A 16,845-nucleotide genomic window follows, 5' to 3' on the forward strand; every position below is an offset into this window, starting at 1 on the left:
CCGTCACCGTTTGTCACTCCAAACCCCAGCCATGACCGCCGCCTCCGACATCCCTCTTCCCGAGACGTTTCCCCACGTCCTGGTGGTCCAGGCCTCTGCCGGAGCCGGGAAGACCTACAGCCTGGGGCTGCGATTTCTCCAGCTCCTGGCCAGGGCCGGCAAACCGTCCGTCGCCGGGCTGGGGCACATCCTGGCCCTGACCTTCACCGTGGCCGCGGCCCAGGAGATGAAGTCCCGGATCGTGGCCTTTCTCAAGGAAATCGCCCTGGAAACCCCGTCCGGCCGAGAGCTCCGCGCCCAGAGCGGACTGGACCCGGAAGCCGCCGGGGTCTGGCTGGAGCGGATTCTGGATCAATACCAGCGCTTTCAGGTCAAGACCATCGACAGCCTGAACTTTCAACTGGTCCAGACCCTGGCCCGACGCATGGATCTCTGGCCGGAACTGGAAGCCGGGTTCAACTCCGAGGTCTGGGCCAAGGTCGTCCTGGAAGGCCTGCTGGCCCGTACGGACTGGAATCAAATCGCGATCCCCCACCCCATCCAGCCATCAGGCTCCACCGACAATCCGATCACGACGGCTGACCACGATCCGGAAGCCGCCCAGTCCCTCTCCGCGCTCTGGGAAGGCATCTTCCAGGTCTATCTGCACCAGGAGACGCGCACCGGGCTGCGCTTCCTGCCCTGGCTGGAAGAGCAGGTCACCGGGGTGATCCGCGACCTGAACCAGATCTTCGAGCCCCTGGCCGTCACCTCTCTGGACGACCTGCGCCGGGCCAAGGCCGCGTTTCTGGACGCCTGCCGGGAACTGGCCGCCACCCTGGAACGGGTCGGACTGTCCGGCCACGTTTCCCGGTTCAAGCCCCCGAAGCTCGATGAGCTCCTGAACGATCCCCTCGGCAAGCTGGAAAGCGCCTTTTTCGACAAGGCCACGCCCGAGGACCTGTTCAACAAGCCCGCCCTGACCAACCCGGACCTGCCCCAGGCCTGGGACGCCTACCAGGCGGTCCGCCGGGCCAGGAACGCCTTTCTCCTGACCCGGGCCAGACTGTCCGTGGCCCCTCTGGCCAAATTGCATCACGTGGTGAACCTGGAACTGGACCGGCTGGGCCGCACCCAGGGGCTGTTGCCGGGCGGCTGGTGGACCCGGCTGATCCGCCTGCATCTCGCCCAGGGCGACCTGCTCCAGGAAGCGGCCCTGATCCTCGGCCTGCGCTGGAACCATCTGCTCATCGACGAATTCCAGGACACCAGCCGGGAACAATGGGACGTGCTCCGGGAACTGGCCCTGGAGGCCCTGGCCGAAGGCGGAAGTCTGTTCTGCGTCGGCGACGTGAAGCAGGCCATCTACCGTTGGCGCGGCGGGGACTGGAGGCTGTTCTTCGAGCCGCTGGACCCGGCGGTGCTGCCCAACGTGTCTCCGGAAAACCGGCTACGCGCGGTCCTGCCCTTCAACCGCCGCTCCTGCCCAGAGGTGGTGGACTGGATCAATGCCCGATTCGCTCCCCTGGAACAGCCGGAGTCCAGCGCAAACCTGGCCCGGGCCATGATCACGGCTCCAAAAAAGGACGATGCCCGCGCTTTGCTGGCCGCAACCTCGGCGGCCCTCTACGTCGACGCAGCCCAGACTCCCTGGAAGGACTGCGTCGGCGCGGTCCGGATCACCGACATCCCGTTGGACGACCTGGAAGGTGGAGCCGAGGCATATACGACCCTGGCCCTGGAAACTCTGGTCGCCCAGATCCTGGCGCTGCGCGGGAATGCAATCGATCTGGGCGACATCGCGGTTCTCGTGCGGACCAACAAGGAAGCCAGGTCATGCGCCGCCGGCCTGCTGGCCGCGGACATCCCGACCATTACCGAGCAAAGTTTGGTCATCTCCGCGCATCCCGCGGTCCGCGGCCTGCTGGCTCTGCTGACCTGGCTGGACCACCCCGGCGACGACGCCGCGCTGTACGCCCTGTGTCGCAACCCCCTGCTTTTTCGGGAAGGGATCCCTGGTCGCCCGCCGGACATGGTGGCGCTGCTCCGGACAACCGAAGACCAGTCCCAGGACGTCGCGACCGCCCGCTCCCTCTCCCTTCGACTCCAAAAAGAGCACCCCGAATTCTGGACCGAACACCTCCAGCCCTTCTGGGAACGGGCCGGGCTTTCCGGGGCCTATGAACTGCTGCTGGCCGCCGCGGCCCATTTCCGGCTTCGCGAGCTGCCCCTGGGCCAGTGGGCCTGGGTGGAAAAACTGCTGGAAACAGCCTTCCAGGCCGAAAATCAGGGCCAGGCCACCCTGTCCGCCTTTCTGGCCTTCTGGGAAGAAAACGCCGGGTCCTGCGTGGTCGGGCTGCCCGAGGGGCTGGCCGCGGTTCGGGTGATGACCGTGCACAAGGCCAAGGGCCTTGAATTTCCCCATGTCTTTCTGCCTCTGCTGGGCTATGGCGAGAAAAACCGTCCGGCTCACCTGCTCCTGCCCACCGAGGATGGCCGACCGGGGTTGGTCTCCACGACCAAGCCCCGGGCCGACGAGGTGGCCCTGATCATGGACCAGGAGCAGGTCCACTCCATGGCCGAGGAGCTGAACCTGCTCTACGTGGCCCTGACCAGGGCCCGGGAGAGCCTTCGCCTGTTTCTGCCCAAGGGCAAGACCTCCAAGGGCTCACGGGCCGCGGACTGGCTGCGGGCTCTGATGGTCGACAACCCAACAACACCCCAATAATGCGCGACCCCTTGTTTCCCCACCTGCTCCTGGCCCCACCGGACGCCTCGTCCTGGACCGACCCGTCCGCGACCTCGCGGCGGCTGCACGGCGACGTGGCTCATCAGGCCCTGGCCCTTCTTGGTCCCGGCGAGACCTCTTTGGTTGCGATGACCCGTCGTCTACAGCAGGCGCGTGCCTTGCTGGGCGTGCACCCGGCCCGCTTGGACCTGGCCCCGCTGGCCTCGGCCATGGTCCGAACTCTGGCCCATCCCCTGATGGCCGAACTCTTCTCCGAAACGGCCCTGGCCCTGGCGGAACAGGAAATCGTGATTCCGGCCCAGGTTCGGGCCCAGGTCTCGGCCCATCCTCACGGTCCGTCCTCCACCGCGTCGCACGCCCTGGTCCGGGTGGACCGCCTTGTTCTGCTGCCGGACGGCACGGCCTGGGTGCTGGACTTCAAGCTGGGTGCGGGCGACCCGGACGCGGACCGGACCCAGGTCCGCTCTTACCAACGCCTCCTGGCCGACCTGCTGGGCCGGGAATGCCATGGAGCGCTGGTCAACCTGGAGCGAGCCGAGGTGGCCGCGCTCCCGCCCGTGCAATCACGACTCCGCCCGGATTCGTCCTCTGAGAATCCAGGATCATCGACCTGCCCGTTTCCAGAAGCCCTGCTCCCGAGCCCCCCGGAGGACCACGCCCCCCCCATCCGCGTCCTGCCCCTGCATGCCGACCCCATCACCCTGCTCCACGACCACCTCAGAGCACGCTGCGCCGACGCCCCATTCCTGGCCATGGCCAACATCCAGGTCATTTTTCCCCACCGTCGACCGCGCATCTATCTGCATCAGGCCCTGGCCCGCTCCCTGGACGCACCCTTTCTGCCACCGCGCTGCTCCAGCTTGGAAGACTGGATTCTGCGCCAGGCCTGCCTGGCCTCGGACGATCCCCCGGCCCTGGCCGCCCCGTTGGATCAGGCCTGGCTGCTACACGAGATCGACGCCGCCATGATAGGCAAACGGGAGACGACGCCCTGGCATCGGTTTCTGCCCTGGGGCCTACGTTTGGCCCAGGTTCTGGACGAACTGGATCGGGAGCAAATCACGGCCCAAGCCCTGGACCACCCTCCGGACGACCTGCCGGAAGCGACCGCGCGGCTGCTGGCCGACCTGGGAGCGGTCCAGACCGCATTCCACGAGCGTCTCGCGGACCGCAACCTGGCCACCCCGGCGACCCTGGCCGCCCGAATCCCACCGGAACGCCATCACCGGGAGCACTCTCCATCAAGCGGGAGCGTTTCGCCCCTGGACGGCCCGACCTACCTCTGCGGCCTGTTCGCCCTGACCCGGACCGAGGCAGACTTGGTCCAGTCCCTACGCCGGGCCGGAGCGGAACTCTGGTGGCAGGCCGACCACCCCCTGCCCGACCCCTTGCAACGCTGGGCCGCGGCCTGGAAGGCCGATCTGGACTGGGAATTCGCGCCCGGCGACCAGGATGAAGGCCAGACCCAGGGATTGGCCCAGGGTTTGGCCCAGGGATTGGCCCCGACCTTCATCCTGGCCCATGACCTGCACTCCGAATTGCGCCGTCTGGCAGAGGACGCCGCATCCTGGAGACAAGAAGAAAAAGTGGCCGTGATCCTGCCCGACCCGGCCCTGCTGCGCCCCGTGTTGGCCCACCTGCCCATGGACAAGGAGGTCAACGTCACCCTGGGCCTGCCCCTGGAGCGCTCGGCCCTGGGCCTGCTCCTGCACACCCTGACCCGCATGACCCGGGACGGTCGCCTCACCGGCGTAGGACCGGCCAGTCGGGATTACCTGGATCTCTGGCAAAATCCCTGGGTTCGGCGGCTGTTGCCCAGCGGAGGCCTGGCCCGCCTGCGCCGCCTGATCCAGGGACAAGGTCATGCTTTTCTGGATTCAGCGGCCCTGGTGGAACTGCTTCGGGAGTGCGTGGCGGCGGACGTCGAGGATGTGGCTGGAGCGGAGGTCGTGTACGAGGACGGGAACGAGCACGAGGACGGATATGAGGGTAAGTTTGAGGGCGGGCGGGAGGAGACCGATGCCGCGAAGCCCGCGGAATCCAGCATGGCCGGGCTGGCGGCCCTTTTTCACGAAGCCCTGGGCCTGACCACCCTGAAGGAATTGGGCGAATTCCTGCCGCGCCTTCTGGACGCCCTTCAGGTGCGGGAACGGGCCCCCTCGGTGCTGGAGATGCACGCGGTCCACGCGCTGTACTCCACGGTTCTTCCAGGCCTGGAGCAGACCCTGAGCCGGAACCGTGCGCTTCCTCCGGCGGCGTTGTGGAGCGTGTTCTGGAATTGCCTCGGTCTGGAGCGCATCCCCTTCAGCGGGGAGCCGCTCACGTCCTGGCAGGTGATGGGATTACTGGAAAGTCGGCTGCTGTGCTTCGACAAGGTGATCGTGCTGGAATGCGTGGAAGGGGTTCTGCCCCGGACCGCCGCGCCCAATCCATTGCTGCCCGAGGCCCTGCGCCCGGCCCTCGGCCTGCCGCCGGGCTATGCCGAGGAGCGGATCATACACTACCATCTCCAACGATTGATGGCCTCGGCCGGGGAGGTCCGCCTCTACAGCCGCCAAGGCATGTCCCCCAATCCATTGGAAGGCCGGACCATGCCCAGCCGGTATTGGGAGCGGGAACTCTGGAACCGGGAAAAGGCCGCGGGCAAGCTGCTGCATGGAAGCGTTTCCCGTGTGGCCCTGGAGCTGGACCTGAGCCTGTCTCCGGGGCGTCCGCCGGAAAAGACGGCCATGACCGAACGGCTGGCCCGGCGCCTGGAACGAGGCCTGTCCCTTTCCGCGCTGCGCACGTATCTTCACTGCCCGCTGCGCTTCTTCAAGGAAGAGGTGGCCGCTTTCCCGCCCCGGCACGACCCGCGCGACGACCCCGGTGCCGCGGTCATGGGCCGACTGGCCCACGACATCCTGGAACGGCTGTTCCGGCCTCACGAGCAATCCACCGTGGCGCCCAGGGATCTGTTGTCCGGGTTTGACGACATCTGGTCCGAGTTGGCCCCCGGTCACCTGCGGGAGGCCCCTTTAGCCACGGCGGCCCGGTTCTTCCAGGCCCGGCTGCTGCAGGAACTGCTGCGCAACTACCTGCGCCAGTCCGACCAGCCGGTCCACCTGCTGGCCGTGGAACAGTCCGCCCAGCGCCCTCTGCCCGGAGCCGCGGCCAAGATCGTCCTGCGCGGCAGGCTGGACCGGATCGACCAGGATCTTGCACTGAACATCCCCATGATTCTGGACTACAAGACCGGCGGGGCGTCCCGGCGCAAGCCGCTGGACATCCTTCGCCTGGAAGAACTGGCGAATAACCTGACAGACCTGTCTCCGGGCGACGAAACCGCGGCCCACGCGGGACTGACCCTGGTCAACACCCACCTCCCGGACCCGCAACTGCCCGGCTACCTCTATCTCCACGCCGCGCCGGCCCTGTGCGGCTACGTGCATCTCGGCGAATGGCAGGCCCAAAAGCGTTTCGTCCCGCTGACCAAACCGGGCAAAAAAGACGAGACCGAACGCCTGACGCATCAATTCCTGGACTGGCAGACGCAAGGCCTGCCCGCGATCCTGGAATGGCTCGGCCGCCACATCCTGGAAGCCCCCCTGTTCTCCCCCGCCACCCAACCCGGAACCTGCCCTTCCTGCCCCTGGCGGATTACCTGTCCCTGGGCCTTGGCGGAATAATCCCCTTTCGCCTACCTGAGTGTTGAAAAAGTCCTTATCCTCAGTCCTTTCAAAAACCCCAAGTGCAAGGAACAAAAAAAGTTCACGGTCGAAGCGTATTTATTCATACGCGAGAGTTTGAACTTTTTGCGGCGACGCAGCAATTGGGAGTTTTTCAACGGACTGCTACGTGAACCGACCATCCGACCTTTGCTCGGCCACGGTCTCTCCCGGCGTCTCCAGCCAGCCGGCCCGGGCTTGCGCGTGGGCGTCGAATTTCGGGACATAGGGCTTGATGTCCAGCAACGGAGTGCCGTCCAGGACGTCCACGTTGCGGATATGCAGCACGCCGTCCTCGATCCGGTCCAGTTCCACGATGGACAGGCCGATGGGGTTGGGCCGCTTGGGCGCGCGGGTGGCGAACAGACCTCTGGAGACGGTGTCCATGAACGGGACGACCTCGAGGTTGAATCCTTGGCTGCCATGAAAATGGTACAGCAAGATGAGATGGGAAAAACCATCCAGATCCTTCAACCCGGCTTGATATGCCTCCGACATTTCCACCGTTCCCCGTACTCCCGCTGCTCCGGCGGGCTGAATCGGCATGCCGCTCAGCTCCTTGAACGGGCTGCGGATCATGCCAATGGAATGCATTTCAATCATCTTGTTCTCTCCTCACAGGAAATCATGCTCTGAACAAACCAGCTACCTGGGCACCGGCCCCTGCTGCGCCGAAAACACGTCGACCTCGCCGGACAACGACTCTTCTCGACGAGGGACCGCTTGAAACTCGCCTTGCGTTAAACGCATGCGGTATCCGAACGTCAAGAAGACGTCCTTGTCCGAAGGAACTGCTTTAAGCGGGATGGCAAAGGAAAAGTCCACCCCTTTCGGGTCCATCCGTCGCACAAGATAGGAATTGTGATCCCGAGCGAAAACGACTCCTTGCTCATCGCTGATATACGCGAAAAAATCCAGATCCTGGAACCACTCAGCCCATCCGGGCCAGACTGTGGTATTCGGCAGGGCCTTTCCGGTAACGCTATACCGATCGCCCTCCATCCGGGCCATATACTGAAAATTCCAGAAGTCCAGCGAAATGACGTCGGTTTGGTTCGGGAGCAGTTGATTCCGCGGCAGGTGCTTAACACTCAGGTGGGAACATCCGGTCAACAGAATCAGGAAGCACAAAAAGATAAGGCTTTTTTTCATTTCGTCTCTCCAGGACAAGGGGCTACAGGAAATCTCAAATTCACCGGAGTGATGCCAGGACTTTCGATAGCCTCATCATGCAATCCGAATCAAGCACTGAACAAGTTGAAGAAACTCGGCGACAGGCAAAATCATCGTCCTCCTCGTGACAACACCGCTCCCGCCGTCCATCTCCAGGTGAACAGAGCCAAGAGCACTACGGCGGAGACAACGCCCGCAAGCCTTCCCTCCTCTTCATCCGCGCCAATGCGCCAATTCCCCAGGACACCAGCCATAAAATCAGTTTGTCCGTAAACCCAGTCCACCAGCAGGCCCAGGGCCAGGGTGCAGATCACGATCCCGGAAACGTAGATCACAGTGGCCCGGCGGCCAAGAATTTTGGAGATTACGGTCAAGGCCGCGGCGTTGACCGCCGGACCGGCCAGTAGAAAGACCAGGGCCGCTCCCGGGTTCAGGCCCTTGAGCACCAAGGCCGCGGCAATGGGCGTGGAGGCCGTGGCGCAGACGTACAGCGGCACGGAAATCACCAGCATGGCCACCATGGCCAGCACGGGATTTCCCAGCCACCTGGAGACCATTTCCGGTGTGAGCCAAACGGAGATCCCCCCGGCTATGAGCACGCCCAGCAGAAACCATGGAGCGATGTCCCGAAACAGATCGCCGAAGGCAAAGGCCATGCCCGCACGCAGGCGGAGCAGAGCCGAGGTTTTAGCCGGAGGCTGGTCAGGCTTGTGGTTTTGAGACTGCCCTTGAGACTGCACTGTAGCGCAACCGCATCCTGCCCCGGTCAAGCACGGAGACGAGGACGGGAACGGGGACGGACTGGGGGAAGGAGAAAACTGAGGCTTGGAAGGAGGCAGTGCCTGCGGTTCGTTGCTCCGATCCAGGGCCTGAACCATGGTCCCGGTGACAAGGGCCGTGAAAAATGCGGACAGCGGGCGGACAATGGTCATGAAAGGGTCCAGCAGAGCCCAGGTCACTGCTATCGAATCCACGCCCGTCTCGGGCGTGGAGATCAGAAAGGCCGCGGTGGGCCCCTTGGCCGCGCCCTGACGACGCAGGCCCGCGGCGGTGGGCAGCACCCCGCAACTGCACAGCGGGATGGGCACGCCCACAGCCGCGGCTTTGATCAATCCCGAAAATGACGATGTGCCCAGATGCCTGGCCACCAGGTCGTCCGGCAAAAAGGCCTTGAGCACTCCCGCGAAGAAAAACCCCAAAAGCATGTACGGCGCCGAGGCCACGAGCACGTCCCACCCGGCCAGGGCCACTTGCAATCCCCAATCCATGTTCACCTCCATAAGCGTCCCCAAAAACGTCCGGGCCGTTGAAAAGCCTTCGAGGTGAACATATGACAATATGTTCAGATGTTCAAGAAAAAAGTTGTCCTGCTTCAGGGCGGATTTGTTCCCGATCCTCTGGCTCTATCCGGATCGGTATCGAAATCGAAATCGTGATCAAAATCGATTTCTGATAACTTTCCGATTTCGATAGCGATTTCGATTTCGACTGATGCCGGGCCACCCTGGGGACACGCCCTGAACACTCAATCGTCTACTATACTGGGAATTTTGATGTTCCACAGAGATCAAAATTGCCCTGGGCCCTGCTTCAGCAGACTGGACCATCAATGCAACCCGCTACTCCGCCACATGCTCCTCGGCCTGCTTGAGCAATCCCACGATGTGCGCGTCGTCCAGGCTGTAGATCACGTTCTTGCCGTCCTTGCGATATTTGACGATGCGGGCCGCTCGCAGCACGCGCAACTGGTGAGACACCGCCGATGAACTCATGGACAGCAGCTCGGCCAGGTCGCAGACGCACAATTCGGAAATGCTCAAGGCCTCCAGGATGCGCACCCGGGCGGGTTCGCCCATGGCCTTGAACAACTCGGCCATCCGCAGGAGGGTCTCATCCGGAACCATCCGTCCCGCCACCCGCCGCACCGCGTCATCATGGACGCACACCTCGCCGCAAACGTCATCCAACCGCTGATCCATGTCTACCTCGATGAGACGCTCTCAATCGTCAATTTTCTCTGTTCCTTGCCCTTGGTTTTTTCATGGCATCACTCAATACCCGCCCGAAACCACCACATCATACGTCCCCCGCACTGAATTGAGCAGCATGACCCGATCGGCCCCACGCAGATCCTCCGGCCGAAGCACCCGCTCCTTCAGCTCTCCCCGCTCCACCATTTCGGCCCGCATCGTCCCGCCCAGCAAACCGCATCGGATCGGCGGGGTCCAGAGAACGCCGTCCAGGTTAATGGCCAGGTTGGCCCGGATGGATTCGGTGAGTTCGCCTCGCTCGTTTTGCAGCAGGATGTCGTCGAATCCGGGATGGGCGGCCAGGGTTTGGGCGTAGACTTGGCGATGGGTGGTCTTGTGGTAAAGGAAGATGTCCGAGGAATCCACCGCCGACGTGGCAAGGGTCACGCGAAGGGGGACGGAGGACGGCGATGGCGGGGGCAGGTGTTCCAGGGCAACGGCCCCGTCCTTGTCCAGAAGCAGGCGGACCATTTGTGATTTTTGGCCAAATCCCGCGGACAGCCCGTCCAGTCGATCACGGACCAGCTGCACGTCCAGGTGAAAATCAAAATACTCGGCCGAAGCGCCCAGCCGGGTCAGGTGCCGCTCCAGCAGCGCATACCCGTGTCCCGGGGTCCAGAGCATGGTTTCCAGGAGCCGGAATTCCGGCATTCGTCGATGAAGCACCTCGGCCTTGGTCCGACACTCCGCGTACTCGCCCCGAACGTTCGAATCCCAGACGATTCCCCCGCCGACCCCGTATTCGGCCCGGTTCCGGTGCTGGTCCACCAGCACCGTGCGAATGGCCACGTTGAACGCGGCCCGGATTCCCGGTTTGGCGCCGGAGGCTGAACGGGTCGCCCGCGGCCCCACGTATCCGACGCAGCCGGTATACAGGCCGCGCGGGGAGGATTCCAAATCCGCGATGATGTCCATGCTGGCGGCCTTGGGCGCGCCGGTGATGGAGGCCGGAGGAAAAAGGCCAGCGAAGATCTCCGTCAACGAATGGCTTGTCCGCGCCCGGACCGTGGAGACCATCTGCCAGACCGTGGCGTGCTTCTCCACCCGGCACAGGTCGTCCACCACCACGCTGCCGGTTTCAGCGATCCGGCCCAGATCGTTGCGGACCATGTCCGTGATCATCACGTTCTCGGCTCGATCCTTGGGCGACCGGCGCAGCTCATCGGCCAGGGTCTGATCCTGCTCCAGGGTCCGCCCCCGAGGCCGGGTGCCTTTCATCGGCTCGGAAACGATCTCCTCGCCGTCCAGAACAAAGAACCGTTCCGGCGAGAAACTGCATACCGCCCAATCCGGCAGATGGACATACGCGGCATGAGACGGGGGCCGGTCCCGGCAGACGGACAGGAAAAAATCCCAGGGGTCGCCAGGGAACGCGGTTCGCAGCCGGAAGGTAAAGTTGACCTGGTAGCACTCCCCCACCCGCAGATGCTCCCGGATGCTCCCGAGGGCCTCCCGGTAGCTGGATTCGGAAATGGACGGGGACCAGGCCAGCGGCGCGGACACAGGATCCGTGCCTCTCAGGAAGTCGAGAGGCGCGATCCGCTCGACCCGCTCAAAGATCCCGAACCAGAGCAACGGCGGGCCGTCCTCGGTTCGCGGGCGGACCCTCAGCGCGGGGTCAAAGGCCGGAGCGGCCTCGTAGGACACGAACCCGGCGGCGTACAGACCCTGTTTCGCCAAACCGTCGATCCGCTCCAGGCATGGCCCGACCCGTTCCACGCTTTCAGCCCGGATCACTTCGCACGGGTCGCGAAACGTCAGCCAAAGCCTGGAAGCCGCGTCCCAGAGCAGGACGCGGTTCTGGTCGTCGGGGATGCGGGACATGCGGTTTTGGATGCGGCGCACGATGCGCTTGGAACGCGAGGACGAAAGCGGGCGGGGTTCAGGCCGTTACCGTCCCGAAACGTGCGTCGCACAGGAAGTACAGCGGATTCGCGGGCCGGAAGCCGGTTCGGATGCGTCGTCGCCACCCAGTTCCTGGAGCGAACGGCTGGATATCGTGAAGGGCAGCGTCACCTTCACGGTGGTCCCTTGACCGAGGACGCTGCGCAGGACGATTTCGCCATCCAGCAGACGGACCAGGCGATGGACGATGGTCAGCCCCAGACCGGCCCCTTGATGCCTGCGGGTATAGGAGCCGTCCACCTGGCGAAAGGGTTCCAGAATGTCGTTGAGCTTGCTTTCGGGGATGCCGATGCCCGTGTCCGAAATCGTGAAGCGGATTCGGCACTGGTTGCCGTTCATCGGCCCGTCCAGGCTGATTTCCAGTCGTACCTCGCCCTTGTCCGTGTATTTCAGGGCGTTGCCCACCAAATTGAACAGAACCTGCCGAGTCCGGATTTCATCCCCGATCAGGACCAGGGGCACCGAAGGTTCCAGGGACAGGCTAAGCCTGAGCCCTTTTTCCTTGGCGGCCAGAGCGAAAAGGGCGAACAAGCCTTCCCGCAGTTCCTGGACTGAAAACTCCCTGGAGTGCGGGGTCAGTTGCCCGGCTTCCATGTCGCAGAGGGTCAGAATGTCGGAAAGCAGGGTCGTCAGTCGGTCCGCGCTGTTTCCGGCCAGGGCCACGAATTGCTGTTGATGCTCGTCCAGATTGGTACTTAGTAATACCTGCATGCTTCCGATAATGCCGTTCAGCGGCGTACGGATTTCATGGCTCATATTGGCCAGGAATTCGCCCTTGGCCTGATTGGCAGCCTCCGCGGCCTCCTTGGCTTCGCGTAGCTCCACCAGAAGCCGCTCATTGCGCTCGCGCAGGAGCATGACCTCCAAACCTTTTTGAATCCGCTCCGAAAACTCCGGCGGATTTAATGGCTTGCTGAAATATCCCTGGACCTTGCCATTGTTGATGGCGTCCACCAGTGGATCGTAGTCGCTGTAGCCCGTGAGCATGTAGCGCAGCACGTTGGGAAATTCGCGAGCCGCCTGCTCCAGCAGAACCGTCCCGGACATTTCGGGCATCCGCTGATCGGTCACAAGGACGTGAACTTCCTCTTTACGCAGGATATCCAGGGCCTGCTGGGCCGACTCAGCCAGACGGATGTCGTAGTCGCGCCGAAACAACGCCTTGAAACTGCTCAGATTTTCGGACTCGTCGTCCACGTAGAGGACGATCGGCTTTTCGGAATCGCTCAAGGCCAGCATCAGTTTTCCTCCGGTGTTATCGGCAAAAACAGCAGAAACGCGGCACCCTCGCCGACCTCGTCGTCGATTTCCAGGAAGCCGTGGTGTTCCCGCGCCAGATTGGCGCAAATGTACAGCCCGAGCCCGGTTCCCTTGCCCACCGGCTTGGTGGTGAAAAAGGGATCGAAAATCCGCCCCCGGATGTCCGGAGGAATGCCCGGCCCGGCGTCGGCGACGCGCAGCACGGCATAACTCTTGCCCGCGCGCTCACGGACCTCGGTGGTCAGGGTGACCCGGCGACGGGCCCGGTCCTCCAGAGAATCCACGGCGTCGACGGCATTGTTCAGGAGATTGATCACCACCTGGCTGAGCTGACCGTAATTGCCTGGAATCGGTGGCAATGAATGAAAATCCCTGCACACGTCCACCCGAGTCTTGTAACGATTGTGCAACATGACCAGCGCGGAATCAACCAGTTCGTTGAGATCGATGTCCAGGCTTCGGGCGTCGTCCGAACGGGAAAAGACGCGCAAGCAGCGCACAATGTCCTCGGCCCGCCATAATCCTTCAAAGATATGGGCCAGCAGTTCGGGAATCTCCTCCATCAGGGTGGGATAGTCCACCCGCTTCTCGAACTCCGCCAAAGCGGCCCGCTGCTCCTCGGTCATGGCTCCGCGGCAATGGTTCACCAGGGAAATCAGGTCGGCGATGTCCTTCTCCAGACCGTGGCAACTGTTCTTCACGAAATTCAAAGGGTTGTTGATCTCGTGGGCCACGCCCGCCGCCAAGACCCCCAGCGCGGCCATCTTTTCCGAAAAAATAAGCTGATTCTGAGCCTTCTTGAGCTGATCCAATGCCTTTTGCAGGGTCTTGTTCCGTTCCGTCAGATCATGCTCAGCGCGGCGCAGGGCCAGATGGGTGCGAACCCTGGCCAGCACTTCCTCCACGTGAAAAGGCTTGGTGACGTAGTCCCGGCCTCCGGCTTCAAAAGCCCGGACCTTGTCCGCCGTGTCCTCCAGGGCGCTGACGAACAACACCGGGATGTCCGCCAAGGCCGGGTCCGCTTTCAGTCGACGACAAACCTCAAAGCCGTCCATGCCCGGCATATTGATGTCCAAAAGGACCAGATCAGGCGGCAGACGCCGGGCCGCCTCCAGGGCCATGGCTCCGGAGGTGGCCGGACGGACCCTGAACCCTTGCTCCTTGAGAATCCCGGACAACAGATGCAGGTTGGCCGGGACGTCGTCCACGATCAGGATGGATGGGGTTGCGGATTCGTTCACGACGCTTTCTCCAACTCAAAAAGACGTTGCAGTTCATCGAACAGGTAGTTGTCCACCAAGTAGAGTATCCCCGCGACCAAATCCGGATGCTCCTGGTCGATCCGGGTGCAAATCTCCCGCAAAGCGTCCACGTCCAGGCTCCAGGCCGCCTCGGTCAGTGCCTCCAGTAAATCCGGCGGCAAACCGGCAAGCTTTTCCGGATTCACGGAAGGGCGTTCCGCCGTTTGCGTCCCCGGACCGCTTCCCGGCTCGACAGTGTCAGCGTCCGGGTTCTGGTCGTCCTCCTCAAATTCCACGTCCAGATGCTCCCGCAGCAAGCCGAAGAGTTCATCGACCTTGAACGGTTTTTTCAGAAACGCCGCGGCGCCCGCGGCCAGAACCCGTTCCTTTTCGGCCATCAGCACGCTGGCCGTGACCGCTATGACCGGGGGCGAATTCTGACCGTCCCGGTCGTGAATATGCCGCAGAACCCCGAACCCGTCCATCACCGGCATGATCATGTCCAGCAGGACGAGGGCCGGTCGCCATTGATCGTACACCCGGCACGCCTCTTCACCATCCGCCGCCTCGCGCACGGTGAATCCGGCCTGTTCCAGCATACGCACCAGAATTTCCCGGTTGGACTGATTGTCGTCCACCACCAGAACCCGCACCTCGCCCTGGCCGAACTTCAACAAGGCCACCCGGCCCTGGCGCTCCCGGCCCCGAGACGCGCCCGGGGTTCCTGGCACGACCCGGACCGTGAACGTAAACGTGCTGCCTCGGCCGGCCCGACTTTGCACGTCGATGTCGCCGCCCATCAGTTCCACGTAGGCCTTGGCGATGGCCAGGCCGAGACCGGTGCCGCCCTTCATGCCGCTGCCCGGCACGAGTTGCTCGAAGTGGGAAAAGATGGATCGACGTGCCGCGTCCGGAATACCCGGGCCGGTGTCCTCCACCTCCACGGCCAGAAAAAAGGCCTCCGGATCGATCGCTTTGGAATCCGCCTCCGGTGCGGGTGTCGGGGCGCGGCTTGCAATCCGGAGCACCACCCCACCTTGATCCGTGAACTTGACCGCGTTGCCCAGCAGGTTGTTCAACACCTGATGCAGCTTTTGTTCGTCGCCCCGAACCCAGCGCGGCAGTTCCGGGTCCGAAACGACCTCCAGGGACAGACCCTTTTTCCGGGCCAGGACCCGAAACATGGCTTCCAGGTCCTCCACCAGGGCGTACAGATCAAAATCCTCTTCGTTGAGAATGATCTTCCCCGCTTCGATCTTGGACATTTCCAGAATATCGTTGAGCAGATTCAGCAGGTGCTCGCCGCTTCGATATACGGTCCGCACCGACCGCCGCTGGTCCGGGCCAAGCTGTGAATCTCGCAATAACAACTGGGTGAAGCCCAGGATGGCGTTCAGCGGCGTGCGGATCTCATGGCTCATGTTGGCCAGAAACAGGCTCTTGGCCTTGTTGGCTTCGGCGGCGGCCTCCTCGGCCCGCATCCGCACGTCGATCTCCCGACTCAGGTTTTGATTGACCTTTTCCAACTCCTGGGTGCGCGCCTTGACCCGCTCGTCCAACTGGTTGCGCTCGCGCTCCAAGGCTTCCCTCGAGCCCCTGAGTTGGAATTCAGCCTCCTGCATCGCGGAAAGCATCTGGTTGAAGGCGTCAGCCAATTCCCGCAGTTCGTCCCGGGTGCTCACGGAGAAGCGATACCGCAGATCTCCGCTTTCCCGGACGTGCTGGGTGCCGCGGGTCAGGGCGCGTAGCGGCGAAAGGATGGAGGCGTATAGACCGGCCAGGGTGACCAGGCTGAGCAGGCCGATGGCCGCGGCCAGGAACCACAAAGTGGCGGCCACCACGTCTCGGACGTCCTTTTGAATTTTGCGATCAGGAAGCAAGGCCACCAGGGTCCAGCCGATGGCCGGGGAAGGATGAACGTAGGCGTGCAGAGGGTCCTGGGATCGGCCTTCCACATTCAGCACCAGATGCGTTCCGGGCCCGGCCATGGCCAGCCGCTCGCCGTCCGTGAACAGGTCGCGAACGTTGGCGAACAGCATTTCCGGGTCCGGAGCGGCCAGAACCATGCCCATCTCGTCCAGAAGCAGGGTTTGTCCCTCATGGCTCAGGGTAAAAGCGGTGACGTACTCCGTGAGATCGGCCAGGGTGATGTCCGCGCCGACCACGCCGAAAAAGCGGCCGAACTCGTCCAAAAGCGGCGTGACCACCCCGATGTTCACGTCCGGAGTGGTCACGGAGCGGTACGGCGGAGTACGCATCACCGCGTCCGGGTGCCCTTTGGCCAACACGTACCACAGCCGGTCGCGCGGATCGTAACGGGTGGGCCGCTCCCGAGGATGGGAACGGACGAAACTGCCGTTCTCCCGGCCCATGTATACGGAATTGACGTGGGGGTGGTAATGGCGGAAGGTCTGGAAGATATCAATGATTTCCTGTTCCCGCCAACCGATCCGGTACTCGAAGGTCGCTTCATCCGCATCGAGAAAACTGGTGAACTCCGCCTCATGGAACGTACGCACCCGAGCGTCCGCCGCCAAAATCAACAGGTCATTCTCCACGTCACGGACGAACCGGGTCAAGGCGAAGTCCAGATGCTCCAACTGCTTGCCCATCTGATACTCGATGGCCGCGAAAGTCCGTTCCTTGAGCACCAGAAACTGAACCACGCCCACCACCAGCAGGATCACCGCGCCGGAGGCGGCGAACAAGGCCAGGGTTTTGGATTGAAGTCGCATATTGTTTGGATTCCCGTAATCACTAGCCGACGGAAGTGATGGCGTCCAGGTTGTAGAAGTCGACCT

10 protein-coding genes are annotated in these 16,845 nt (G+C 63.1%); 2 read left to right on the top strand and 8 right to left on the bottom strand.

What is annotated here, in order from left to right; translation table 11 throughout:
• Positions 1-31 precede the first annotated feature (31 nt).
• A complete protein-coding gene (locus GY33_RS0101735) occupies positions 32-2,707 on the top strand; it encodes a UvrD-helicase domain-containing protein (RefSeq protein ID WP_031385677.1) in 2,676 nt (891 codons plus the stop codon).
• Complete coding sequence (locus tag GY33_RS21765; RefSeq protein ID WP_031385678.1) at positions 2,707-6,396, top strand: PD-(D/E)XK nuclease family protein; 3,690 nt, start codon at positions 2,707-2,709, stop codon at positions 6,394-6,396. The genes GY33_RS0101735 and GY33_RS21765 overlap by 1 nt, the downstream gene beginning before the upstream one ends.
• 165 nt (positions 6,397-6,561) lie before the next feature.
• On the opposite strand, the gene tsaA is transcribed toward GY33_RS21765, so the two are convergent.
• From tsaA to GY33_RS0101780, 8 genes are all read right to left on the bottom strand, one after another.
• Positions 6,562-7,038, bottom strand: coding sequence for a tRNA (N6-threonylcarbamoyladenosine(37)-N6)-methyltransferase TrmO (gene tsaA, locus GY33_RS0101745; protein ID WP_031385679.1), 477 nt, complete (start codon positions 7,036-7,038; stop codon positions 6,562-6,564).
• A gap of 42 nt (positions 7,039-7,080) precedes the next feature.
• Positions 7,081-7,587 (bottom strand): lipoprotein, encoded by a 507-nt coding sequence (locus GY33_RS0101750; protein WP_031385680.1) that lies wholly within the window; start codon positions 7,585-7,587, stop codon positions 7,081-7,083.
• A gap of 131 nt (positions 7,588-7,718) precedes the next feature.
• Complete coding sequence (locus tag GY33_RS0101755; protein ID WP_152555025.1) at positions 7,719-8,876, bottom strand: SO_0444 family Cu/Zn efflux transporter; 1,158 nt, start codon at positions 8,874-8,876, stop codon at positions 7,719-7,721.
• A 351-nt stretch (positions 8,877-9,227) separates the two neighbouring features.
• Positions 9,228-9,587, bottom strand: coding sequence for an ArsR/SmtB family transcription factor (locus GY33_RS0101760; RefSeq protein ID WP_031385682.1), 360 nt, complete (start codon positions 9,585-9,587; stop codon positions 9,228-9,230).
• Between the two features lie 72 nt (positions 9,588-9,659).
• Entirely contained in the window at positions 9,660-11,462 is a 1,803-nt protein-coding gene (pabB, locus tag GY33_RS0101765) for an aminodeoxychorismate synthase component I (RefSeq protein WP_031385683.1), read from the bottom strand.
• A gap of 66 nt (positions 11,463-11,528) precedes the next feature.
• Complete coding sequence (locus GY33_RS0101770; RefSeq protein WP_051822186.1) at positions 11,529-12,782, bottom strand: hybrid sensor histidine kinase/response regulator; 1,254 nt, start codon at positions 12,780-12,782, stop codon at positions 11,529-11,531.
• Positions 12,782-14,044 carry a sensor histidine kinase gene (locus GY33_RS0101775; protein WP_031385685.1) on the bottom strand — a complete coding sequence of 421 codons (1,263 nt, stop codon included), beginning with the start codon at positions 14,042-14,044 and terminating at the stop codon, positions 12,782-12,784. Before GY33_RS0101775 ends, GY33_RS0101770 begins: the two co-directional genes overlap by 1 nt.
• Positions 14,041-16,779 (bottom strand): hybrid sensor histidine kinase/response regulator, encoded by a 2,739-nt coding sequence (locus GY33_RS0101780; RefSeq protein ID WP_031385686.1) that lies wholly within the window; start codon positions 16,777-16,779, stop codon positions 14,041-14,043. Before GY33_RS0101780 ends, GY33_RS0101775 begins: the two co-directional genes overlap by 4 nt.
• Positions 16,780-16,845 lie beyond the last annotated feature (66 nt).

The organism is Desulfonatronum thiodismutans, assembly GCF_000717475.1.
Classification (GTDB): Bacteria; Desulfobacterota; Desulfovibrionia; order Desulfovibrionales; family Desulfonatronaceae; genus Desulfonatronum; species Desulfonatronum thiodismutans.

What these genes read in the sequence shown, in the direction of transcription:
- GY33_RS0101735 (WP_031385677.1), top strand. Translation starts at nt 32, where the DNA reads ATGACCGCCGCCTCCGACATCCCTCTTCCCGAGACGTTTCCCCACGTC.
- GY33_RS21765 (WP_031385678.1), top strand. Translation starts at nt 2,707, where the DNA reads ATGCGCGACCCCTTGTTTCCCCACCTGCTCCTGGCCCCACCGGACGCC.
- tsaA (WP_031385679.1), bottom strand. Translation starts at nt 7,038, where the DNA reads ATGATTGAAATGCATTCCATTGGCATGATCCGCAGCCCGTTCAAGGAG.
- GY33_RS0101750 (WP_031385680.1), bottom strand. Translation starts at nt 7,587, where the DNA reads ATGAAAAAAAGCCTTATCTTTTTGTGCTTCCTGATTCTGTTGACCGGA.
- GY33_RS0101755 (WP_152555025.1), bottom strand. Translation starts at nt 8,876, where the DNA reads ATGGATTGGGGATTGCAAGTGGCCCTGGCCGGGTGGGACGTGCTCGTG.
- GY33_RS0101760 (WP_031385682.1), bottom strand. Translation starts at nt 9,587, where the DNA reads ATGGATCAGCGGTTGGATGACGTTTGCGGCGAGGTGTGCGTCCATGAT.
- pabB (WP_031385683.1), bottom strand. Translation starts at nt 11,462, where the DNA reads ATGTCCCGCATCCCCGACGACCAGAACCGCGTCCTGCTCTGGGACGCG.
- GY33_RS0101770 (WP_051822186.1), bottom strand. Translation starts at nt 12,782, where the DNA reads ATGCTGGCCTTGAGCGATTCCGAAAAGCCGATCGTCCTCTACGTGGAC.
- GY33_RS0101780 (WP_031385686.1), bottom strand. Translation starts at nt 16,779, where the DNA reads ATGCGACTTCAATCCAAAACCCTGGCCTTGTTCGCCGCCTCCGGCGCG.